At 45.8% G+C, this 21,494-nt stretch carries 18 protein-coding genes; 13 read left to right on the top strand and 5 right to left on the bottom strand.

What is annotated here, in order from left to right; genetic code table 11:
* The first annotated feature begins 366 nt into the window (after positions 1–366).
* From NBH06_RS02740 to NBH06_RS02720, 5 genes are all read left to right on the top strand, one after another.
* Positions 367–570: a DUF6132 family protein gene (locus NBH06_RS02740; protein ID WP_250792657.1), complete on the top strand. Its 204-nt coding sequence runs from the start codon at positions 367–369 to the stop codon at positions 568–570.
* Positions 563–1,024 carry a thioredoxin gene (trxA, locus tag NBH06_RS02735; RefSeq protein WP_046416096.1) on the top strand — a complete coding sequence of 154 codons (462 nt, stop codon included), beginning with the start codon at positions 563–565 and terminating at the stop codon, positions 1,022–1,024. Before NBH06_RS02740 ends, trxA begins: the two co-directional genes overlap by 8 nt.
* Positions 1,021–1,239, top strand: coding sequence for a 4Fe-4S binding protein (locus tag NBH06_RS02730; RefSeq protein ID WP_229033641.1), 219 nt, complete (start codon positions 1,021–1,023; stop codon positions 1,237–1,239). The genes trxA and NBH06_RS02730 overlap by 4 nt, the downstream gene beginning before the upstream one ends.
* Positions 1,223–1,570 carry a MarR family transcriptional regulator gene (locus tag NBH06_RS02725; RefSeq protein ID WP_021892284.1) on the top strand — a complete coding sequence of 116 codons (348 nt, stop codon included), beginning with the start codon at positions 1,223–1,225 and terminating at the stop codon, positions 1,568–1,570. Before NBH06_RS02730 ends, NBH06_RS02725 begins: the two co-directional genes overlap by 17 nt.
* A gap of 226 nt (positions 1,571–1,796) precedes the next feature.
* The gene (locus NBH06_RS02720) at positions 1,797–6,347 is read left to right on the top strand and encodes a choice-of-anchor J domain-containing protein (RefSeq protein ID WP_250792655.1); all 4,551 of its coding nucleotides are present in this window, start codon (positions 1,797–1,799) and stop codon (positions 6,345–6,347) included.
* 66 nt (positions 6,348–6,413) lie between these two features.
* Here NBH06_RS02720 and NBH06_RS02715 read toward each other — a convergent pair whose 3' ends face one another.
* Together NBH06_RS02715 and NBH06_RS02710 are read right to left on the bottom strand one after the other, a co-directional pair.
* Positions 6,414–6,953: an RsmD family RNA methyltransferase gene (locus NBH06_RS02715; RefSeq protein ID WP_155012100.1), complete on the bottom strand. Its 540-nt coding sequence runs from the start codon at positions 6,951–6,953 to the stop codon at positions 6,414–6,416.
* The gene (locus NBH06_RS02710) at positions 6,940–7,413 is read right to left on the bottom strand and encodes a hypothetical protein (RefSeq protein WP_250792653.1); all 474 of its coding nucleotides are present in this window, start codon (positions 7,411–7,413) and stop codon (positions 6,940–6,942) included. Before NBH06_RS02710 ends, NBH06_RS02715 begins: the two co-directional genes overlap by 14 nt.
* Positions 7,414–7,479: 66 nt before the next feature.
* Here NBH06_RS02710 and NBH06_RS02705 point away from each other — a divergent pair, with 66 nt between their 5' ends.
* The gene (locus NBH06_RS02705) at positions 7,480–8,538 is read left to right on the top strand and encodes a helix-turn-helix domain-containing protein (protein WP_250792651.1); all 1,059 of its coding nucleotides are present in this window, start codon (positions 7,480–7,482) and stop codon (positions 8,536–8,538) included.
* A 528-nt stretch (positions 8,539–9,066) separates the two neighbouring features.
* Here NBH06_RS02705 and NBH06_RS02700 read toward each other — a convergent pair.
* The gene (locus tag NBH06_RS02700; RefSeq protein ID WP_250792649.1) at positions 9,067–9,906 is read right to left on the bottom strand and encodes an alpha/beta hydrolase; all 840 of its coding nucleotides are present in this window, start codon (positions 9,904–9,906) and stop codon (positions 9,067–9,069) included.
* Positions 9,907–9,924: 18 nt separating this feature from the next.
* Positions 9,925–11,253, bottom strand: coding sequence for a DUF3843 family protein (locus NBH06_RS02695; protein ID WP_250792647.1), 1,329 nt, complete (start codon positions 11,251–11,253; stop codon positions 9,925–9,927).
* A gap of 457 nt (positions 11,254–11,710) precedes the next feature.
* Between NBH06_RS02695 and NBH06_RS02690 the strand changes: the two genes are divergently transcribed.
* The 6 genes from NBH06_RS02690 to ubiE all read left to right on the top strand — a co-directional run bounded on the left by NBH06_RS02690 (position 11,711) and on the right by ubiE (position 18,117).
* A complete protein-coding gene (locus NBH06_RS02690) occupies positions 11,711–12,664 on the top strand; it encodes a hypothetical protein (RefSeq protein ID WP_250792645.1) in 954 nt (317 codons plus the stop codon).
* A 143-nt stretch (positions 12,665–12,807) separates the two neighbouring features.
* Positions 12,808–13,908 (top strand): A/G-specific adenine glycosylase, encoded by a 1,101-nt coding sequence (gene mutY / locus NBH06_RS02685; protein WP_250792643.1) that lies wholly within the window; start codon positions 12,808–12,810, stop codon positions 13,906–13,908.
* A gap of 799 nt (positions 13,909–14,707) precedes the next feature.
* Positions 14,708–15,706 carry a PhoH family protein gene (locus tag NBH06_RS02680; protein WP_008861207.1) on the top strand — a complete coding sequence of 333 codons (999 nt, stop codon included), beginning with the start codon at positions 14,708–14,710 and terminating at the stop codon, positions 15,704–15,706.
* Positions 15,706–16,209 carry a hypothetical protein gene (locus NBH06_RS02675; RefSeq protein WP_250792641.1) on the top strand — a complete coding sequence of 168 codons (504 nt, stop codon included), beginning with the start codon at positions 15,706–15,708 and terminating at the stop codon, positions 16,207–16,209. Before NBH06_RS02680 ends, NBH06_RS02675 begins: the two co-directional genes overlap by 1 nt.
* Before the next feature lie 192 nt (positions 16,210–16,401).
* Positions 16,402–17,355, top strand: a complete 954-nt coding sequence (locus NBH06_RS02670) for a phosphoribosylaminoimidazolesuccinocarboxamide synthase (RefSeq protein WP_250792639.1) — start codon at positions 16,402–16,404, stop codon at positions 17,353–17,355.
* 24 nt (positions 17,356–17,379) lie between these two features.
* Positions 17,380–18,117, top strand: a complete 738-nt coding sequence (gene ubiE / locus NBH06_RS02665; RefSeq protein WP_250792637.1) for a bifunctional demethylmenaquinone methyltransferase/2-methoxy-6-polyprenyl-1,4-benzoquinol methylase UbiE — start codon at positions 17,380–17,382, stop codon at positions 18,115–18,117.
* A 635-nt stretch (positions 18,118–18,752) separates the two neighbouring features.
* Here the strand turns inward: ubiE and NBH06_RS02660 are convergent.
* Positions 18,753–20,393 carry a fumarate hydratase gene (locus NBH06_RS02660; protein ID WP_046409683.1) on the bottom strand — a complete coding sequence of 547 codons (1,641 nt, stop codon included), beginning with the start codon at positions 20,391–20,393 and terminating at the stop codon, positions 18,753–18,755.
* Positions 20,394–20,700: 307 nt separating this feature from the next.
* Here NBH06_RS02660 and NBH06_RS02655 point away from each other — a divergent pair, with 307 nt between their 5' ends.
* Entirely contained in the window at positions 20,701–21,459 is a 759-nt protein-coding gene (locus NBH06_RS02655) for a hypothetical protein (RefSeq protein ID WP_229042432.1), read from the top strand.
* Positions 21,460–21,494: the final 35 nt, after the last annotated feature.

The raw sequence follows: 21,494 nt of genomic DNA, 5'->3' as shown, positions 1-21,494 counted from the left end.
CACTCCCCCTATATTCCCTAACGGAAACACAGGGGGAGAGGATTGGAAGTGGTGTTTCAGTTTCGGTATAAGGATAGCATTGTGCACTTCTCCCCTGTTCGTATGGTTGCGTCACACCCCGCAATGCTACGGGGTACGGCAGGGGAGGTGTTTAAAGTAGCCCTCTACTTGTTCTTACTACGCCTAAACTAAATAAAATATGAGAGGATAGGGCAGATACTTGGTGGTTAAAAAACGTTATAATTGAATATATTTCCTATGGAAAATTGTTTTAATGGAAAATAGAGAATATATTTGTTGTGATATTTCTTGTAGAATATATTTCTATTGGAAAATAAATTAAGAACTAAATAATAAATTTGAAAAATGAAAATGCTGTTGAAACGTTATTGGCTCCCGGTCACAGGTATTCTGTTAGGTGCTTTGGGCGGTTATCTTTATTGGCGGTTCGTAGGTTGTGCGACGGGTACGTGTCCTATTACCTCTTCTCCTTTTGTCAGTACGGTTTGGGGAGCAGCGATAGGAGGATTGTTTGTAAGTTCATTCAAAAGAGAAAAGAAATATGATTAAACGAGTGTTGTTTTTGACGGTGGGTATACTATCGCTTATGCTTGCCGCCTGTGAAACGAAAGCGATAAATAATGGTAAAAAAGAAAATAAAATGAAAACGATCGAATTGACAAAGGCTGATTTTTTAAAGAAAATAGTGGATTATGAAAAAAATCCCGAGGAGTGGATATATTTAGGAGATAAACCGGCGATTATCGATTTCTATGCCTCTTGGTGTGGACCGTGTAAAATGGTGGCTCCGGTATTGGAAGAGCTGGCTGCGGAGTATGACGGGCAGATTTATGTTTATAAGGTGAATACCGAGCAGGAACAAGAGTTAGCGGCATTGTTCAATATCCGTAGTATACCCTCGTTTTTGTTTATACCCATGAACGATAAGCCTCAAATGGCTATGGGGGCGATGCCCAAAAGTTCGTTTAAAGAGGCAATCGATGGTGTATTATTGAAAAAATGAGTAATTTTATGCCTCTTGTCGTAGATAAGAACCGTTGTCCGCAGAATCATCGTTGTCCGTTGATTTCGATTTGTCCGCAACAGGCCATCAGCCAGACCGGTTTCGGCTTGCCTCGTATCGATTCGGATAAATGTATCGAATGCGGGAAATGTGTCCGCCACTGTGGTATGAAAGCTATATATCGATTGGAAGATAAGTATGGAACCATTTTGTAAGATTCGTGATTTTTATAGAGCGATAACCGATTTTGAAACGAGATTTGAGAAGAGATACGGGCTTTGCCTGAACGAAGGGATGCTTTTGTGTTGCCTTCGTCAAGAGCCGAGGCTCTCTTCGGGAGATATCGCCAAGCAGTTGGGGCTTACTCATTCCAATACATCGAAAGTGATTCGTTCGGTAGAAAAGAAAGGTCTCATCGAACGGATATTGGGCGATGACGACAAACGCCAGATGTATTTTTCTTTGACTCAGGAGGGCGAACGTTGTCTGAAAGAGCTCGAATGTTGCGATGTCGAAATTCCCGATGTGTTGAAAAAGATATTATAGTTGTGTAAAATTGAATTTGATTCGGATAGTACGTTTGACCCCAAGTGGAGATTTTTGCCACTTGGGGTTATTATTTGTATATAGTTTGGGCGATATGCCGAATATATGTAACTAAATAATAATATATACATTTAGTTTTGTTAGATATTTAAAAAATATTAAAAGTCTGTTCGAGAATTATGATTTCTTTATTTTTACAATAAAATTATATTATAACACGAGATATATGAAAAAATTATTGTTTACTCTTGCCATTTTGTCGGGAGGGGTATTGTCTGCCGCTTTTGCACAGACAACATCGAGAACCCTTCCAGATGAAGCCCGAAATGTTAAGAATGATCCTGTGCTTGTCCGGCAATTTTTGGAAAAGTCGAGGAATTTTCAGAACCGGCAAATGTCTTCTGAAAGAGGTTTTCAACAAGTCCGTCCCTTGATGCGTAAAAAATCAGATGTAATTATCGATGCGGCTCCTTCTCTTTCGAATCTGAAATTGAACGGAGCTGTCGTTTATGATGAGAATAAAGATGTCAATACCTTCGGACTCTATTCGTTTTCGGCCCAAGCTCCGGTAACCCGGAAAGAAGTGACTCTTATTCCTCGCTTGTCTGCGAGCGGCGGAGCGATTTATTCCGATGGAAAATTATACGTTTATGATTATGCCATAGATTATGGATATGTGTCGTCGAGTCGTTATGCTGTTTATGATGCTGTGACCGGGGCAGAGCTCGATAAAAAAAGTATGGGTTATTCGTTGGGGCCTGTTTATCGGAATGCGGCAGTGAGTTGTGCCAAAGACCCGGTTACCGGCAAGGTCTATTGCTGCTCTTACGGTTATAACGAGAAGACAAAGGAGTTGTGCTATGTACTTTCTACATGGAATCTCGAAGGTATGTCCAAAGACAGTATAGCCCTTTTGTCGAAACCGATGCAGGTAATGGCTTGTGACTCTAACGGAAAACTTTACGGTATTTCGGCCAGTACGGCTACCGAGGGGAACAATGGCGGTATCTTGTATGAAATCAATAAAACAACGGGTACACTCCGGGAGATAGGAGATACACAAGTGTCTCCAAAATATACTCAGTCGGCTGTAATCAACACTTCTGACAATACGTTTTATTGGTTTGCCAATGAAGAAGACGAGGCTGCGAATCTTTATACGGTCGATTTGACAACAGGAGAAGCCGCTTTGGTCGGAGCGTTACCTTATGGAGATCAAGTCGTGGGGGCTTATATTCCCGACCCCGAAGCTCTTGATGGAGCTCCTTCGGGACCAGAGAATATGTCGGTCTCTTTCGAGAACGGTTCCCTTTCCGGTACTGTATCTTTCGATATACCGTCCGAGACATACGATGGAAATGTTTTGAACGGTGATGTGACATATAAAGTTTTGGGTAATGGCGATGTGTTGGCTACAAGTGTCGCGGCTGCCGGGACGAAGGTTTCATGTCTTGTGACCGTTCCGTCATCGGCCATTTATAAATTGGAGGTCGTTTTGTCCAATTCGGTGGGCGATAGTCCTAAAAGCGATATGACCGTTTATATCGGCAAGGACAGTCCTTTGGCGGTGAACAATTTGAAAGTGGTTCGGACCGGCGATGTAAATACGGTTTCATGGAATTCTCCTACGGGTACGAAAAACGGGGGATATATGAATGCGGACGATTTACGTTATAAGATCGTGCGTATGCCCGATAATGTTCAAGTCACCACAAATCATGCCGACAGTGTTTTCTCCGACACATTCACGACCGAAGAGTTGGCTCTTTACTACTATGTGGTAACTTCTTATAACGATGGTATCGAAGGCGAGCCTGCATCTTCCAATTCGGTGAGTGTGGGAGATGCGTTACTACCTCCTTATTCACAGGATTTTACTGAGAAAAATTCTTTGGGATTGTTCACTGTGGTCGATGTGAATAACGATAATAAAACGTGGACTTATTCGAATGGTACGGTTCGGTATGCCTATCACATGAAGAATAATGCGGACGATTGGTTGATCACACCTCCTTTGAAATTGAAGAAAGGCTATATGTATGAATTTTCGTTCGATACGTATGTGTTGAGCGCTCGTTCCGAGGAAAAGATGGAAATCAAGATGGGAACGGCTGCCACGGTCGAGGCGATGAATACCGTCATTATGGAAGAGCGCACTTATACCAATACGAGAACGTCGCCCAAGACCGAGACTTTCTCGATCATGCCTGATGCCGATGGTACATATTACATCGGATTCCATGCGGTAAGCGATGCCAATAAGGGAAATCTGACTGTCGATAATATTAAGGTGGGAGAGCCCATGTCTATTCATGTTCCGGGAGAAGTAGAGAATCTCACGCTTATCCCCGGAGCAAAGGGCGCATTGTCTGTTACCATCGGGCTTACAGCCCCGACAAAGAATCTTGTGGGCGGAGATTTGACCGAGTTGACAGCCGTCGATGTGAAACGTGGAGAGACTTTGGTCAAGACGTTTGAATCCCCGGCAAAAGGGACTTCGCTTCAATTTGTGGATAATGGGGTTGTTTCCGGTTTGAATGTTTATAGTGTGGTCGCACGCAACTCGTTTGGAGAAGGGGCTGTTACGACCGATACCGTATTGGTTGGCATAGATGTTCCGTTGGCGCCTCAATCGGTAACTTTTACCGATGAAGGGAACGGTTCGGGCTTGCTTTCTTGGGATAGGGTTTCCGAGACGGGGGAAAACGGCGGATATGTAAATCCCGAGGAAGTGGTTTATACTGTATATGATGCCGATTCGAAAGTGGTTGCCGACGATGTGACGGGCGACCGCTACGAGCTTACTTCGTTGAATAGCGAGATGCCGCAGGTTTTGTCTTATTTCTCGGTGACCGCAAAGAATCAGAAAGGAGAATCGGAGCCTGCGCAATCCAACTCGCGGTTAGTGGGACCTTCATATCCGGCTCCTTATACCGAGTCGTTTGCCGATGCGACAATTACCAATGGCCCGTGGACAACCGAACTCCTTGCCGGAAAGAGTTATGATTCCGATTGGACTCCACGAGCAGACCAATCACAGGATAACGATGGAGGAAGTGCCGACTTCCAGGGATATGCCGCCGGTGCTTCTACCCGTATTTACAGTCCGAAAATCGATATTTCGGCAGTCGATAATCCCCGTCTCAACGCTTGGATATTGATGCCGACCGGGGGTGTGAGAGTTCGTTTCCAAATTTCGGACGATTATGCCGATTGGCACGATGTGGATACTATCGAGGTCGCCGAAGAGTGGACTCGTGTGAATATAGACCTCGCGTCGTACAAATCCAAAAATTTGCGGGTAGCCTTAGTGGGAGAGTGTCTCAAAGGATTCAATTTTGCCTATGCGGATCATATCGAAATTTGCGGTTATTTAGATAATAATCTTCAAGCGACAGGTATTGCCGGACCCGAGAAAGTCAATTTCAAGGAGGAGGCTAAATATGTTGTGTCGGTTTTGAATGAAGGCGTGCGGGATGCCTCGCAATTTACGGTTTATTTGACCGATGAGGAGTTTAACGTATTGGCGACGAAAACAGTAGAGTCACTGGCTGCTCAGAGTTCTGTGAATGTGGAAATATCCTATACGCCTCCTATCGGAATGGCGGGCTCGGAATTGACGGTTTATGGTGTCGTGGGTTATGATTCAGATGAGGAACAAGACGATAACCGTACGAAAACCGCGGTCGTAACCAAAGTGAATGGTTCTTCCTATCCCGTAGCGACCGGATTGACCGGTAACCGTGAGGGGGCGGCTGTTAAACTTGCGTGGTCGGCTCCGTCGCTCTCCAAACCGGTAGCCGAGGTTGTGACCGATGGGTTCGAGGATTATGACCCGTTTACCATCGATGGTTTCGGGGCTTGGACGGTAGCCGATGTCGATGGGGGGAATACTTATGTATTCGGAGAATCTCAATCTTGGCCTAATGCCGGACAACCGCAGGCGTTCATGATTTTCGATATGAATTCCGAGCATATAGCTGGATTGGGTGTCGATGAACGATTCATGATGGATAGTTCTCATGGTTCCCAGTTGGCGGTATGCTGGTCTTCCGATCCTCAGACGACCGATCTCGGTCACAACGACGACTGGCTTATCTCTCCTCGTCTTGCCGATGGCGGACAGACCGTATCGTTCCAAGCGAAGGCTTATGATTCGAGCTTTACGGAATCGATAGAAGTATATTATTCGACAACGGGCAATGCTGTCGAAGATTTTACGAACAATTTGGCTAAGGTAAGTCCTGTGCCGGCAGATATGTGGGCTACTTATACTTACGACTTGCCTGCGAATGCCACTTATTTTGCCATACGTTGTGTATCGGCGAATGCATTCTTATTGGGTATCGACAATGTGGTTTATAAACCTCAACCGGTTCTTCCCGAAAGGTTGGCTGTGGAGAGTTACAATGTGTATCGTAACGGGGAGCTGTTGGATAATACGGCAGCGACCGAGTTTACCGATAACGCTCCGGCCGACGGCGATAATGTTTATGCCGTATCGGTGGTTTACAACATGGGTGAATCTATATTGTCGGTTCCGTGTACGGTGGGGACTTCGGGCATAGCAGATAATTCGATGGATAATATTCGCGTATACGAGGAGAATGGTGCTATTGTCATTCGTGGTGCGGAGGGCAAGCGAGCCACGGTATCCGATATGTCCGGTATCGTATTGCATAACGATGTTTGTTCCGATGTCACGGTCATTTCGGTAAACAGAGGCGTATATGTAGTTAAGGTAAACGGGAAAGCGATCAAGGTGATCGTTCGTTAAGGTATTTGTCGTGTATAAGAAAGGAGCCGTGACCGAATGCTCGGTCGCGGCTCCTTTCTTATTGTGTTATATCGGCGCGCGGAAGAGCGAAAAGTTTACGCTCCCGTAACTACGGTGCTGGTCGAATAGGGGGTGAGTGGAAAAATCATTGTTTTTGGAATGTTCGAGAACGAAGATTCCACCCGGTTTCAAAAGTCCCCTCGATAGCACTTCCTGCGGCAGGGTTTCCAACCGGGGCAGATCGTAAGGCGGATCGGCAAAAATGAGGTCGAACTGTTGCCGGCAGCTTTGTACGAACTTGAACACATCTCCCTTGATGGGAGTCAGATTCGGGTCGTTGAGTTGTTGTTGGACTTTGCGGATAAAATTGTATTGTGTCGGATAGATTTCCACGCATACCACCCGGCTGCATTCGCGCGATAATAATTCGAAACTGATGGCTCCTGTTCCGGCGAATAAATCAAGGGCTTCAATGCCCTTGAAATCGATCAGGTTTTCGAGTACGTTGAAAATGTTCTCCCGCGCGAAATCGGTCGTCGGTCGAGCTTTTATATTCGTAGGGACGTCGAAGCGTCTGCGTCCGTATTTACCGCTAATAATTCGCATATTGATTCTGTTTTTCCATTTTTCTTGCAGTCTCGGCAAAGATAATATAAGGTGGGAGAAAGACAAAGCGAGCGGGTTTACTTTTCTTGTCGGTCCACTTTGTATGTTCGTATCCGGGGGTAAAGGCGATGGGATAAGAATATTGGTTAGCAATTATCGTGTCGAATGCGGTTAATTGTGTCGGATAAAGTATAGCTTCCCAAAGTTTCTTTCTGTAACATAATAATATAATAGAATTCGTATTGAAACTGAAAAATGAAACGGACGATTTTTTTCTCCATGAGCTTTTCTCTATATTTGCGGCATTCGCCGCCAATATAAGATGCAGCTCGGCATAGCCAAGTCGGAAATGAGATTTCGGTTTGCCTTTGCGCTCACCTTTCGCTATATTTGTAGAATATAGGATGTGGTTCGGCATAGTCAAATCGGAAATAAGATTTCGGTTTGCCTTTGCACTCACCTTTCGCTATATTTGCATTTGTTGTAGAATAAAAGGGAATTGTAGTTTTTACGAGTAAAAAGGGGAATGATTTTAGATACATTGTTTATAGAGAGTCTCTCGAATTTCGTACATGGTCTGTCAACGGCTTTTTTTCTATATTTCGGAATCAAATTGGTTTTCTTTCGGGTTACGAATCGGCCTCTTTTTATTTTGGGGTGTCTTTTTTGCCTGTGGGGAGTCCAAGACTTGAAAGACTTGTTATTGTATATAGATACTATCGGCGATTCTCCATATTATTCTACTATTCTTTTATCGATAGATATGTGGGCGGTTCCTCTTTGTGCGCTTTTCTTGTTGGAGATATTGTCCCCCGGGTTCGCCACTCTCCGTCGAGTCCTTTTGTTTGAATTACCATTGGTTTTATTTACCGTCGTTTATATCATGACCGGTTTATTCGAGGTTTATATGTCGAGTGTCGTTTATACGGCGGTAGTTTGTGCATTGGTAGTCTTGTTTATAGTCGTGAGGGTGAGGAGGTATAACCGGTATATGCGTGATAACTATTCTTATACCGAGCGTATTAATGTGCAGTGGCTGATGAACAGTATGGCTATTTTGGCCGTGTGTCTGTTGTCTTGGTTGTATGTTTGTACGAATGTCAGCCATTTGGGCGATATGTTTTATTATATTTCATCTACTGTATTGTGGGCGGTTGTTTTGTATTATAGTTTGCGTCAAGAATGGATTCCTCAGGCGCAAGATATGGAGTCGGAGGAAACGGGTGTATCCCGTAATTTCGTTTCGCAGATGGGAGGCAAGCTCGAAGAGTATATCCGAGAGAAGGAACTCTATCTGAACCCCAAATTGTCGTTGTCGGACTTGGCGGTCGAGATGGGAACAAACCGAAGTTATTTATCTAATTGTCTGAATAACGAATTGGGTATCACTTTCTACGATTATATCAACTCGTTCCGGTTGGAAAAGGCGAAAGAGATTCTCGATGACTCCGGTTTCGAGGGCTGTATCGAAGATGTGGCGATTAGCAGTGGGTTTAATTCTGTTTCTACATTTCGTCGTTCTTTTCAAAAAAAATACGGTTGTACTCCTTCGCAATATCGGAAAAATGTCTTAGGACATAGATAGTTGCCTTGAAGAATCTGTTAAGGGAGAGTAAATTGTTCAGGCTCAATCAAGACAATCAAAAAACTATGGGATCTTTTTTAACCCCTCTCCTCAGAAACAGGTTTCTTCGGTGCTTTCTCTATACTAGGCCAACTTTTGTTTATTGGTCGGTTTCGAAACTATTTAGAAGCTGTTTTAAATTTATTGAGAAATAATATTATCATTTCAAGCAGGTATGTTCCGGCCATATTGAACCCCTGTCTTGCATCTTGAATCCCTTGATTTTTGTCAATAGCCCGCTATTGACTGCATATCTCGGACTCCAATCTGCTTCAACATAGGTCTCAATCTGTCTCGGAATAATTTTAAAACAGCTTCTTATTTGAAATAAAAAAGGCTGTCTCCCGACAGCCAATTTGTAAACCTTAAATCTAATACTATGAAAAAACATAGTACAAATGTATAACTGTAATTCTTATTTTCCAAATCAAGGCCTTAAAAAGGTTGATGATTTAACATAATTTGAGTGAAATCAATTGATTTTGTTAACTAGTTTGTTTTGCTCTTATTTTCTTGGGAACGAGAAAAGTATTTATGAAAGAAGAGCAGCTGATAATCTATGGAATTGTTCCAATAGGCATGGTTGTGTCCTCCGGGACGTTCGATATAATCGTGTTTTATATTACGGGTGAGTAATGCCTGATGTGTTCTTCGGTTGACTTCGAGAAAGAAATCGTCTACTCCGCAGTCGATGATAATGGCGAGATCTCCGTCGTTTAGAGAGGGGATCAGGTTAATAACGGTGTGTTCGTCCCAGCGTTTTTTATTGGCTACGAATTCTCCCAACTGGTCTTTCATTTTCCAGTTCGTAGGGAAAGGGCGGATATCGAGACCTCCGCTGGTGCTGCCTACGGCTCCGAAAACGTTGCGGTGACGGATTGCATTCCACATGGCTCCATGACCTCCCATACTGAGCCCGGAAATGGCTCTTGCCTTGCGATCGGGTATGGTACGGAAGTGGGAGTCGACGTATCGAATCACTTCGTCTGATATATAGTCTTCGAATTGCATGTCTTTATTGCGGGGGCTGTTCCAGTACCAACTGTTAATTTTCCCATCGGGGCAAACGATGATGAAGTTGTAGAGGGAGGCGATTTGCGGCAACTCGGGTTTTATTTTCAGCCAAGCCGAATAATTGTCTCCGCATCCGTGTAGGAGGTACACTACCGGGTAACGGGTGTCGCTATGGGTGTAGCTTTCGGGGAGGATAATTACGTTTTTGAGGTCGTGCCCCATTTTGCTATGTATAGTTATCGTGTCGACTTGTTGAGCCGAAAGAGTAGCGACACATAGGAATAAAGTGAGCAGTAAAGAAATGTTTTTTTTCATGGGTGTAATTTTTAAAATTTATCGTTTTACATATTCGGTAACAAAATCTATATTGTCGAGTAACAAGTGACCGGGGGCGTTATAGAATTGTAATCCGGTAATTTCTCCGGCTTTAACTTGGGAAATAAAAAAGTCTTTACCGATTTCGTCGCTTAACAGTGCCTGCCAAGCGGTATCGGAAGCATCGAGGGTTTGTCCGTCTTCTCCTTCGGTCGTTGCCAATATATCGGTGAGGATAATTCGTTGTTCCTCTTCGGGTAACTCTTCTTCGGGTTCGAAAAGATTGTATTCGTCATCGTCGCCGGTGATTTGTCCGATGAGGTCTTCGCTATCTTCGTAACTGCTGATCTGTCCGGAAAGCCACGATTCGCCGTTCCATTGAATGAATCCGGTACGTAAAATGAGAGACGGGTCTTTCATATTGCGGGGCAGCCCTACCAGCGAGCGGTTGGTCGCTTCGATAATCCGGTCGGTCGCTATGTGGCGGAATCGGGTGATTGTCTCATCGGCGTTTTCGTAACGGAAATAGCCGGTGTATTTGTGTCCCATACTCGACAGGGAGGCATACAAAGGGGAATCCTCTCCCAATACTTCGGCGAGCCAGCGGGGTGGTGTGAGCCGCATAAATTCGGTTACGTGGTTGAATCCGAAGTCGTTACAAAGCAGGTTTACCATATCGGGTATTTGCTCGTCCATACCGGCTTCTTTGGCTTCTTCGGCAAGGGACTCGGCTTGGTCTTCCAATAAGAAACCGTTGTTGAAGAATAGATAGGACTGGGTACAAAGCCAAAGGAAACGGGCGTGCAATGCGTAAAGGTTATGAGATTCTTTTTCGTCGATTCGGAAGTATTGGAGTAGCTTTTCGTTTTCGGGAGCCGATTCGTATTCGGTCTCGAATATTTCCATCACGTCGGAGGCTATCGCGGCGAATGTATCGAGTGTGGGTGAATAGGGTATGTCGAGGTTGTTGAGTTGCATGTGGTAATGCCACACGAGGAATTGTACTTCTTCGATGTTGATTTCGCCGGGCGTATAGTCTTCGTCGAGTGTGTAAAACGGGAGCGGTTTTCCGAAGCGTTTACCGTGAATGCGAGTGAAGGCTTGAAAAATACCGGTTTGTGAAATAATATCCTCGAAATAGGCCGTGAGGATGCAAGCAAGCTCTTTTTGCTCGGTCTCGTCTATTTTGCGATAATCGCTTTCGTCGAGAGAGGTTTCGACGGCTCGAATGGCAGCCAGAACTTTATTGGCCAATGTGATGTAGTAAAGGTCGGTGGGTGCTGATCCGGAGTAAGGATGCAATGTTTTCCAATCGCCGTTATATATGCGCTGTTTGTCGGTATTCATGCGAAACTTGTATTATGTGTCTACAAAAGTAGTTATAAATTGGGAAAAGAGTGGCGTATTGCAGCGTTTTATTATTTCTGTTACACGGTTTCCCATTATAAAACGAGTTATAAGGGATATTTGCAGATGAAAAAGCCGGGCCTCATCGTACAATCGAAAGGAAAGTATTGATTATCGAGGATAAAATAATTGACTTTGTGACCTAAAAGACATAGAGCCATAGAGATGGCCTACAATATTAATAGCGTTTGCTATTTGTTCCATACAGAATGAAACGTCGGAAACTTCATTTGATATGAACGGGAACAAGTTGTAAGCGTCCTGCTTTGCATGGGCGTGACTTGCCGTTCATAACACCAATTCCGACGGGTGCATTCTGGGCAGTTTCGTCCATGCTTTGTATCCGTTGAATTTGTTGTATTATGAACATTGGCATTCGCATAGAATTTGAATGCCAATGGATTTTATCATTAAGCATGCCTCCCCATTGTACACAATTTTCAAATGGGTATCGGGGCGTTTTTTCGTGCGGGGAAAACGAGGAGAGTATTACCGCACGAAAACCTATATTTCGATAACGTTAATTTGGAGCATTGGATTGTTGTCGCCGGTTGCGAATGTTTATGCCCGTGGGTTTACCGAGTCGAGGTCGAGGCCCACTTTTGTTTCGCCCTATTATTTTGGTCCCAATGCTTTCCCGATTCCTGATGTACTGACAAAAACCAGTGATAAACTTAAAATTGAATTGGCAGGAGATTACTATTGTGGCAAGAATTATACAACGGATATTTTTCTGAAAACCCATATCCCCTTATGGACGCATCGAGCCAATCTTTCGCTTTGGTGGCCTGTGATTGAATGGTACGATGATACAAAAAACAAAGGTAAAATGTCGGGAGATGTATACCTCAGTATAGACATGCAGCTCTTCGAAGAACGAAGAATAGTGCCATCGTGGACTTTAAGAGCTGCCCTCAAAACCGCTTCGGGAGGAGGTTGCGAAATCGACCGTTATTATGATTGTCCCGGTTATTTTTTTGATACCTATTTTGGTAAAACGTTCCAGATTGCGAGCGCCGTGATACAGATTTTTTCCGGTGGCGGATTCTTATGTTGGCAAACGGACAACGGCAGGCAAAATGATGCGGTTCAGTATGGAGTTTTAGTTGGGTTACGATTGGGAAATTTCAGTATAAGCGAGACTTTGGGCGGATATAGTGGTTGGGAATCGAATTCTAAAAAATATGGACATTTGGCTCATGATTGCCCTATGTCTTTGAAAACAAAACTTTCGTATGCCATATCCAATTGGGAGATCGGTGCGATGTTGCAACATGGTTTGTCCGATTATCCTTATACTCAGCTACGAATCGGCATTTCTTATTCTATCGATATTCTCAATCGGGAATGAGTTTTTTGAGCTTTTTACGATAAAATTTATTCTATGCCTGCCTTGTGTTTGTTTGACAAGTCTGTCTAAAAATAGGTAGCGTTCCGGTATCACCAAATAAATTTGTTTCTGCTCTCGCCTTTCACTATTTTTGTCTCGGAATTATGAAAAAAGGAACAGAACAAGAAGAACAGGTCGCGCCGTTGGCTGCCAGCTTGCATGCGTGGTACGCCGAGAATCACCGGGTGTTGCCGTGGAGGGGTATTACCGATGCGTATCGTATTTGGATTTCGGAGATTATTTTGCAGCAGACACGGGTGGCGCAGGGCTTCGAATATTACAATAGATTCATATCCCGATTTCCCGATGTGCGGTCTTTGGCTGCCGCCGATGACGACGAGGTGATGAAACTGTGGCAAGGATTGGGCTATTATAGCCGGGCTCGTAATTTGTTGACTGCTGTCCGTCAGGTGGTGGAACGATTCGGCGGGGAGTTCCCGACGACTTACGAAGGTATACGTTCTTTGCAGGGAATAGGGGATTATACGGCGGCAGCGGTAGCTTCGTTCGCTTACGGGTTGCCTCATGCCGTGGTGGACGGTAATGTGTATCGGGTTCTTTCCCGAATTTATGGTATCGATACGCCTATCGACACGACCGAGGGACGAAAGTTGTTTGCCGCTCTTGCCGACGAGTTGCTCGACCGGAAAGACCCGGGCGGGTATAATCAGGCGTTGATGGAGTTCGGTGCACTGTATTGTGTGCCTCGCTCACCTCAGTGCGGAAGGTGTATTTTTGCCGACCGTTGTATGGCTTTGGCGACTCATCGAGTAGACGAGTTACCAGTGAAACAGGGTAAGACGGTGGTAAAACCTCGTTATTTCAATTATTTTTATGTGAGACAGGGCGGAGATACTTGGATTCGTCGGCGAGAGGGGCGTGATATTTGGCGTAATTTGTATGAGCTTCCGCTTATCGAGACCGATGAAGAACAGGGGCTCGATGACTTGCAGCGTAGCGGTATTTGGGCAGAGTTGTTTCATGGCGCCGGACAAGTGGGTGTTTCGTCTCAGGTGTATAGTTGTAAGCATGTGTTGTCGCATCGTATCATTCATGCCCGTTTTTACATGGTGGAGACGGAGTTTGCTCCCGATATGACCGGGTATATGAAGATTCCGGTGGAACGATTGGGGGACTATGCCGTGTCGCGCTTGACCGAAAGTTTCTTGGAAAAGCTGTCTATGAATTATTCTTCGTTGTTTTGAGACCGGATAATCTTACTTATTCATACGGGTAAGGAAAGGGATAGTCGCTATTTATATAAACGAGGCTGATGTGCTGAATGTCGCTATGTTTGGGGGCAGTCGAAATCAGAGGGGATTTTTTATGTGTCTAACTCCTGTCGTCAGAAACTATTGTTTCTTCGGTTTCTCCCCTTTAACCCCTCTCATCGTCGCTACCGCTCCTCTGTTTCTCCCCTATATTTTGCGTTGCAAAACACAGGGGAGAAGGAATAATACCAACAGCCGTCGCAACAAAATTGGGTATCGTCTTTTCTCTCTGCTTATCGCAGATGAAATAGGGGAGTGTCCGTAGGGTGAGGGGGTAAATTCTACAAACAAAAATCCTATGTGCTATCTTTTTTAACCCCTCTCCTCGTTGCTACCGCTCCTCGGTTTCTCCCCTATATTTTGCGTTGTAACACCCCGTAATGCTACGGGACACGGCAGGGGAGAAGGTAGAATGTTGTCTTGTTGCGTAGAAAGCTCGTCGGATTGTAACAAAAGCTAAGAAATGTGTTGTACTCCTCCTCTGCGCACGAATGTGCGATAGGGGAGGTGTCACGAAGTGACGGAGGGGTTGAGTTTTCTCAAATCTATTCAGTTGCTTTTTAACCCCTCTCCGAAGGAAACTATCGTTTTTTCGGTTTCTTCCCTATATTTTGCGTTGTAACACCCCGTAATGCTACGGGACACGGCAGGGGAGAAGGTTAGAGTGTTTTGTCGCTAAAATTTGTTTCTGCTCTCGGTTTGCACTATCTTTGACACAACATAAAACAATCGAATGATAGAAAGAGTAATCATATTGGATGCTGTCGATCCGGTAGCGTTTTACGGCGTGAATAATGCGAATGTACAGTTGATTAAGAATTTGTTCCCGAAAGTGCGTATTGCCGCCCGTGGGAATGTGATGAAGGTGATCGGCGATGAGAAGGAGACCGAGGTTTTCGAGGAGAAAATCAAGTTGCTTGAAAAACATTGCGCCGAATATAACCAGTTGAGCGAGGAGGTAATCATCGATATTATCAAGGGCGATGAACCGCAAGCGATAAAACCGCAGGAGAACCTCATTATTTACGGAGTGAACGGTAAACCGATTACGGGGCGTACGCCAAACCAAAAGAAACTGGTGGAGGCTTTCGCCAAAAACGACTTGACTTTTGCGCTCGGTCCGGCGGGGTCGGGCAAGACTTATGTGGCGATAGCCCTTGCGGTGAAAGCGTTGAAAAACAAAGAGGTGAAGAAGATTATCCTGAGCCGTCCGGCTGTGGAGGCAGGAGAAAAATTGGGCTTTCTGCCGGGGGATATGAAGGATAAAATAGATCCTTATCTGCAACCGTTGTACGATGCTTTGCAGGATATGATTCCGGCAGTGAAGCTGAAAGAGTACATGGAGACGAACGTGATACAAATCGCTCCGTTGGCATTTATGAGGGGGCGTACGTTGAGCGATGCGGTGATTATTCTCGATGAGGCGCAGAACACGACCACACACCAGATAAAAATGTTTCTTACCCGATTGGGTATGAATGCGAAAATGATCGTTACCGGCGATATGACGCAGATCGATTTGCCTGCGTCGCAGACTTCGGGGTTGATACAGGCGATAGGGATTTTGAAAAATGTAGAGGGTATAGCCCGAGTGGAATTCAACAAGAAAGATATCGTGCGACATAAATTAGTACAGCGTATCGTCGAGGCTTATGAAAAACACGACGAGAAAGTACGCAAGGCTTCCATGTCTAAAAAGTATGAACAAGCCGAGAAAAAAGGAGAAGAGTAATGGGCGGTAACCTGTGGAGAAAATGGCTGGGAGAGAGTGACGAGCCGGGTCGTAACCGAGTGCAGGCTTTTGTTTATTCTCGTTTGTGGATGGGGGTATTTCCTTCATTCTTGGCAGGATTCGCTGTTATATTCCTTATTTGTTACTGGGGGAATCTGCCTGTCGAGAAGTCATCTAACAAGGCTTTGCTCTCCGGACTGTTATGCGTGGTGGGTTATGCGATAGGGGTTTGGGCTGCCGTAGCTCCCGATAAAGACGATGAGGAAGACGAGGTAGAGGATTCAACCGGAAAGGCGAGTTGGATAGATAAAGTGAAGTTAGCCGTTTGTTGTTTGGCATTAGTCGCTATATTCGCTTATCCCAGCATAGAACGGGTACTTAGCGGTGAACGAACCATTTTAGAGGGTTGTGTCGAACTGACGGGAAAATGCTTGATGATTGTCTGCTTGTTTGTTCCCGTTTATATCCGTTTAAAACGAAAGTCGAGAGGGTGTTTGAAATAGATTTATCTTAATCTTGCAATCGGTACACTATCTCGTTTTTATGTTGTATCTTTGCGCACAGATGCGAAAATGGGCTGCGCCTCGGCACTCTTAAATGAATTTGTTACAGCTCTCGGCTTGCACCGTTTTTTGCAAGGTCATTATCGAAGACGAATAACCGATTATAGTATAAACAGAAAAAGTATTACAGAAATGAAAAATGCTTTGGTAAAAACCGATTTCAAATTTCCCGGACAGAAGAGTGTGTATCACGGCAAAGTGCGCGATGTATACAATATCGACGACGAGCTGTTGGTGATGGTGGTCAGTGACCGTATTTCGGCATTCGACGTGATTCTTCCAGAGGGTATTCCTTACAAGGGGCAGGTGCTGAACCAGATTGCCGCTAAGTTTTTGGATGCTACGTCGGACATTGTCCCGAACTGGAAGGTGGCTACTCCCGATCCGATGGTGACCGTGGGGCTGCGTTGCGAACCATTCAAGGTAGAAATGGTCGTGCGGGGATATTTGACGGGACATGCATGGCGCGAGTACAAGGCCGGCAAACGGACGCTTTGCGGTGAGACGATGCCCGAGGGCATGAAGGAGAACGAAAAATTCCCGCATCCTATCATCACGCCGACTACCAAAGCCGATGAGGGTCACGACGAGGATATTTCGAAGGCGGAGATTATCGCCAGAGGTATCGTCTCGAAAGAGGACTATGAACAGTTGGAGAAATATACGTTGGCGTTGTATCAACGGGGCTGTGAGATGGCTGCTCAAAAGGGGCTTATTTTGGTGGATACGAAGTATGAGTTTGGCAAAATAGGCGATAAAATCATTCTCATCGACGAGATTCACACGCCCGATTCTTCGCGCTATTTCTATGCCGAAGGTTATGAAGATCGTCTTGCCCGTGGCGAGGAACAACGTCAGTTATCGAAAGAGTTCGTGCGTCAATGGTTGATTCAGAATGGATTTCAGGGTAAAGAGGGACAACAGGTTCCCGAAATGACCGAGGAATACTGCAACAGCGTGTCGGATCGCTATATCGAGCTATATGAGCATATCGTGGGCGAAAAGTTCGTGAAAGCCGAGGGCGAGGACGTTGCCGCCCGTATCAAAAAGCACGTGACCGATTTTTTGAACAACCGTAAAAAATAACCGGTAAAAATCGATTGGTGACGAATGGATTATAAAGCGGAGGGAATAAAGCCTTATGACGAGGAGACGGACAAGACGACGCAGGTGCGGGAGATGTTCGATTCTATCGCTCCGGCTTATGACACAATGAACCGGACAATGACACTGGGTATAGACCGGTGGTGGCGTTGGGTGGCCGTGAAAATGTTGCGTCGCTATTCTCACCGTCGTATTCTCGATGTGGCTACGGGTACGGGTGATTTGGCGTTGCTACTGGACGAGCGTCTGCATCCAGACTGTGTCGTGGGTATCGATTTGTCGGAAGGCATGTTGCGCATAGCTCGTGAGAAAGTGACCGAGCGAAATGCACAAGAGCGGATTCTTTTCGAGGTGCAGGATTGCTTGTCGATGACATTCGACGACAACAGTTTCGATGTGGTGACGGTCGCCTACGGGGTGCGTAATTTTGAACATCTCGAAGATGGTTTTCGGGAGATGTACCGGGTGTTGAGTCCCGGCGGCGCACTGTGTGTGATCGAGTTGTCCACTCCCGAAAGATTCCCGTTTCGCCAGCTTTATAAGTTCTATACCTATACGTTTATTCCTTTCGTGGGTCGGTTGGTGTCGAAAGACCGCCGGGCTTACAGCTATCTGCCCCGTTCGGTAGCGGCCGTTCCACAAGGTGAGGATATGCTCGCTATTTTCCGTCGTGCGGGTTTCGGCCATTGCTATTGTCGTCGGCTTACTTTCGGCGCTTGCACGATTTATATCGGAGAGAAGTGAGAGGAGATATTATTGAGGTGTAACAAGGCCGGAGTGTTTATTAGATACTCCGGCCTTGTTTTATTTAGGTTCAGTAGGAAATCGGAGGGGATTTTTATGCATCTAACCCCTCACCTCAGAAACGGCTGTTCCTGAGGTGTCTCCCCTATATTTCTAACGCAATACCCCGTAATGCTACGGGACACGGCAGGGGAGAAGGGGTATAAACAGACTGATGAGATGTCGTTTTCAACCCTTCCGTCACTACGTGCCACCTCCCCTATATTTTGCGTTACAAAACACAGGGGAGGAGTTTTAAATGTTTCCGATTGTGAAACAGAAATACTCTATAAAGCTATGGGGACATGGAGGGAAAGGAGGTTTAAAGTTTCGCTTCAATGGCGATATGCACATCTCTTGCGTTCTAAACGTAGACTTTCTCATCATTGCATAAGGATAGTTTTAGTAATAAAATAGGGTATTCTCCTCTTCATCAGCCGTTTCCCCGTATTATTACGGGGTGTCCGCATAGATCGGAGCAGAGGAGAAGTTGGAATACTTCTCGACCTTTCCTTCTGTGTCTCATTGAGGGGAGTTTATAAAGAAAGAGCTGCCGATTGGCAGCTCTTTCTTTATGGATAGATAGTTTGGTCCAATTATTTCTTGGCCGGGCATGTAGGCTTGATTTGTTTGAAGAAATCGTTGCCTTTGTTGTCGACGAGAATGAATGCGGGGAAATCTTCCACTTCGATTTTCCAGATGGCTTCCATGCCGAGCTCGGGATATTCGAGGCATTCGATACTCTTGATATTGTTTTGAGCGAGGATAGCAGCCGGACCTCCGATACTGCCGAGGTAGAATCCTCCGTGTTTCTTGCAGGCGTCGGTGACAGCTTGGCTGCGGTTTCCTTTTGCCAACATAATCATAGAGCCCCCGTGACTTTGGAAGAGGTCTACGTAGGGATCCATTCGACCGGCTGTCGTGGGACCCATCGACCCGCAAGCCATGCCTTTCGGCGTTTTTGCCGGACCTGCATAGTAGATGGGGTGGTCTTTGATGTACTGCGGCAAGTCTTCGCCCCGGTCGAGCCGTTCTTTGAGTTTGGCGTGCGCAATGTCCCGACCGACGATAATCGTTCCGTTGAGCGACAGACGTGTGGCAACGGGGTATTTATCCAACTCTTTGAGAATTTCGCTCATAGGTTGGTTGAGGTTTATTTTAACGGCGTTGCCTTCACCGGCTTGGCGGAGTTCTTCGGGAATGAGCTCGCCGGGGTGACTGTCGAGTTTCTCGATCCAAATACCGTCCTTGTTGATTTTACATTTGATGTTTCGGTCGGCCGAGCAGCTCACTCCCAATCCTACGGGGCAGGATGCTCCGTGGCGGGGCAGACGGATAATGCGTACGTCGTGTGCCAGATATTTACCGCCGAACTGTGCGCCGAGTCCGATACGGTGCGCTTCTTCCAAGACTTGTTTTTCCAACTCGATGTCCCGGAAAGCTCGTCCGAATTCGTTTCCGGTCGTGGGCAGACTATCGTAGTAGTGGGTGGATGCCAGTTTCACGGTGAGCAAGTTTTTCTCGGCCGAAGTCCCGCCGATGACGAATGCAATGTGATAGGGCGGACAGGCTGCCGTACCCAATGTTTTCATTTTTTCCACCAAGAAAGGAACGAGTGTCCCGGGGTTGAGAATGGCTTTCGTTTCTTGGTAGAGGTATGTCTTATTCGCCGATCCACCGCCTTTGGTGACGCAGAGGAATTTATACTCCATACCTTCGGTAGCTTCCAGGTCGATTTGCGCGGGAAGATTACATTTGGTATTTACCTCGTCGTACATGGTAAGGGGTGCGTTTTGGGAGTAGCGCAAGTTTTCCTCGGTATAGGTTTTGTAAACGCCGAGGGAGAGAGCTTCTTCGTCGCAATATCCCGTCCAGACTTGCTGGCCTTTCTCTCCGTGAATGATTGCCGTACCGGTGTCTTGACAGAAAGGAAGTACTCCTTTGGCGGCCACTTCGGCATTTCGGAGGAAGGTGAGCGCTACGTATTTATCGTTTTCGCTGGCTTCGGGATCGCTCAAAATCTTAGCTACTTGTTCGTTGTGCGAACGGCGAAGCATAAACGATACATCGCGGAAGGCGGCGTTCGCCATAGCGGTAAGACCTTCCTTTTCGATTTTCAAGATGGGTTTTCCTTCGAACTCGCTTACAGATACATAATCTTTCGTGAGCAAATAATACTCGGTCGTGTCTTCGCCGAGCGGGAACATGGGTTGATACTTAAACGGTGTGATAGCCATAGTTATATGTTATTTAGTATGTTTTGTCTGACGATGGGGAGACCGAACGAGGTGTAGGCAGGCTCCGGCGATCGTGTTGCAAAAATAATGAAAGGCGGGTGCAGAATAAAACAAATTCGTTTGTTTTTTATGCCCAGCCAGCTCTTCTTTTCGCTCGCAGGACAAAAATAAAGAATTTTTTCGGTAATTCATCTTTTGTCGTGAAATCTTTCGAGAAAGAGGTACAATGTATGAAGCTGCCATAAAAACGGCCTCGACCGGGGTTTACTTTGCCGTACCATATATGGCTAAACTAATCATTGAATTTATGGAAAAGAATTATCAAAAAGAAAATCGCAATCTGCGAAAATCACGCGATTTGCTCGTGGAACGAATCTTACATCGATATCCTGCCCGGAGGGTCGATAGCGACGACGATTTGTTCGATGCTTTGGAGGAATACGACTCGTATCGGAACGAACGGTATGAGCGTCTTGCCGACGACCAGAGCAAGCTGTGCAAATTGTTTATGTCGAACCCGAAAATGGGAGCGTTTATCTCGGACGTTATCGGTGGGGAGGATGCTCTTATCGCTTGTGTACGTTACTTCGGGAAGGATATGCTCGATTGTGCCGAGGACGAGGGGCGCATGGAAGAGGTTCGTAAGGCGAACGACGAGTACCTATCACGCATGGCACGATTCGGCGAATTGGAAAACCAAATGCGGGAGAACTTGAAAAACAGCACTCGTTGTATGGAGCGTTTCAAGTCGGAGAAGGGAATGAGCGACGAGGAGTTCGAGGGTTTTCTCGACCGGGTGTATCATTTGTGCAACCATGTGTTTATGGGAGAATTGAACGACGAAGTTCTCGGGTTACTTTTCAAGGGGTTGTATTACGATCGTGACTTGTCTTGTGCCGAGCGGGAAGCCGAGGTGCGTGGACGTAACGAGCGTATCGTTTTCGAAAAACGGGAACGTAACGGCGATTCGTTGCCTCCTTTGCGAAACGGAGGCAGTTTCGAGCCTGATGCCGATCTTTCGCCCGTATTCGGAAACCGTCGCCGCCGTAGCGTGTGGGACTTGTAGGTTTTTGAAAAGGGGATTGAAACAACTTCTAAATT

It is taken from the genome of Barnesiella sp. B2-R-119 (assembly GCF_023656675.1).
GTDB lineage: Bacteria > Bacteroidota > Bacteroidia > Bacteroidales > Barnesiellaceae > Barnesiella > Barnesiella intestinihominis.
This window is presented reverse-complemented; position numbering and strand designations above follow the sequence as displayed.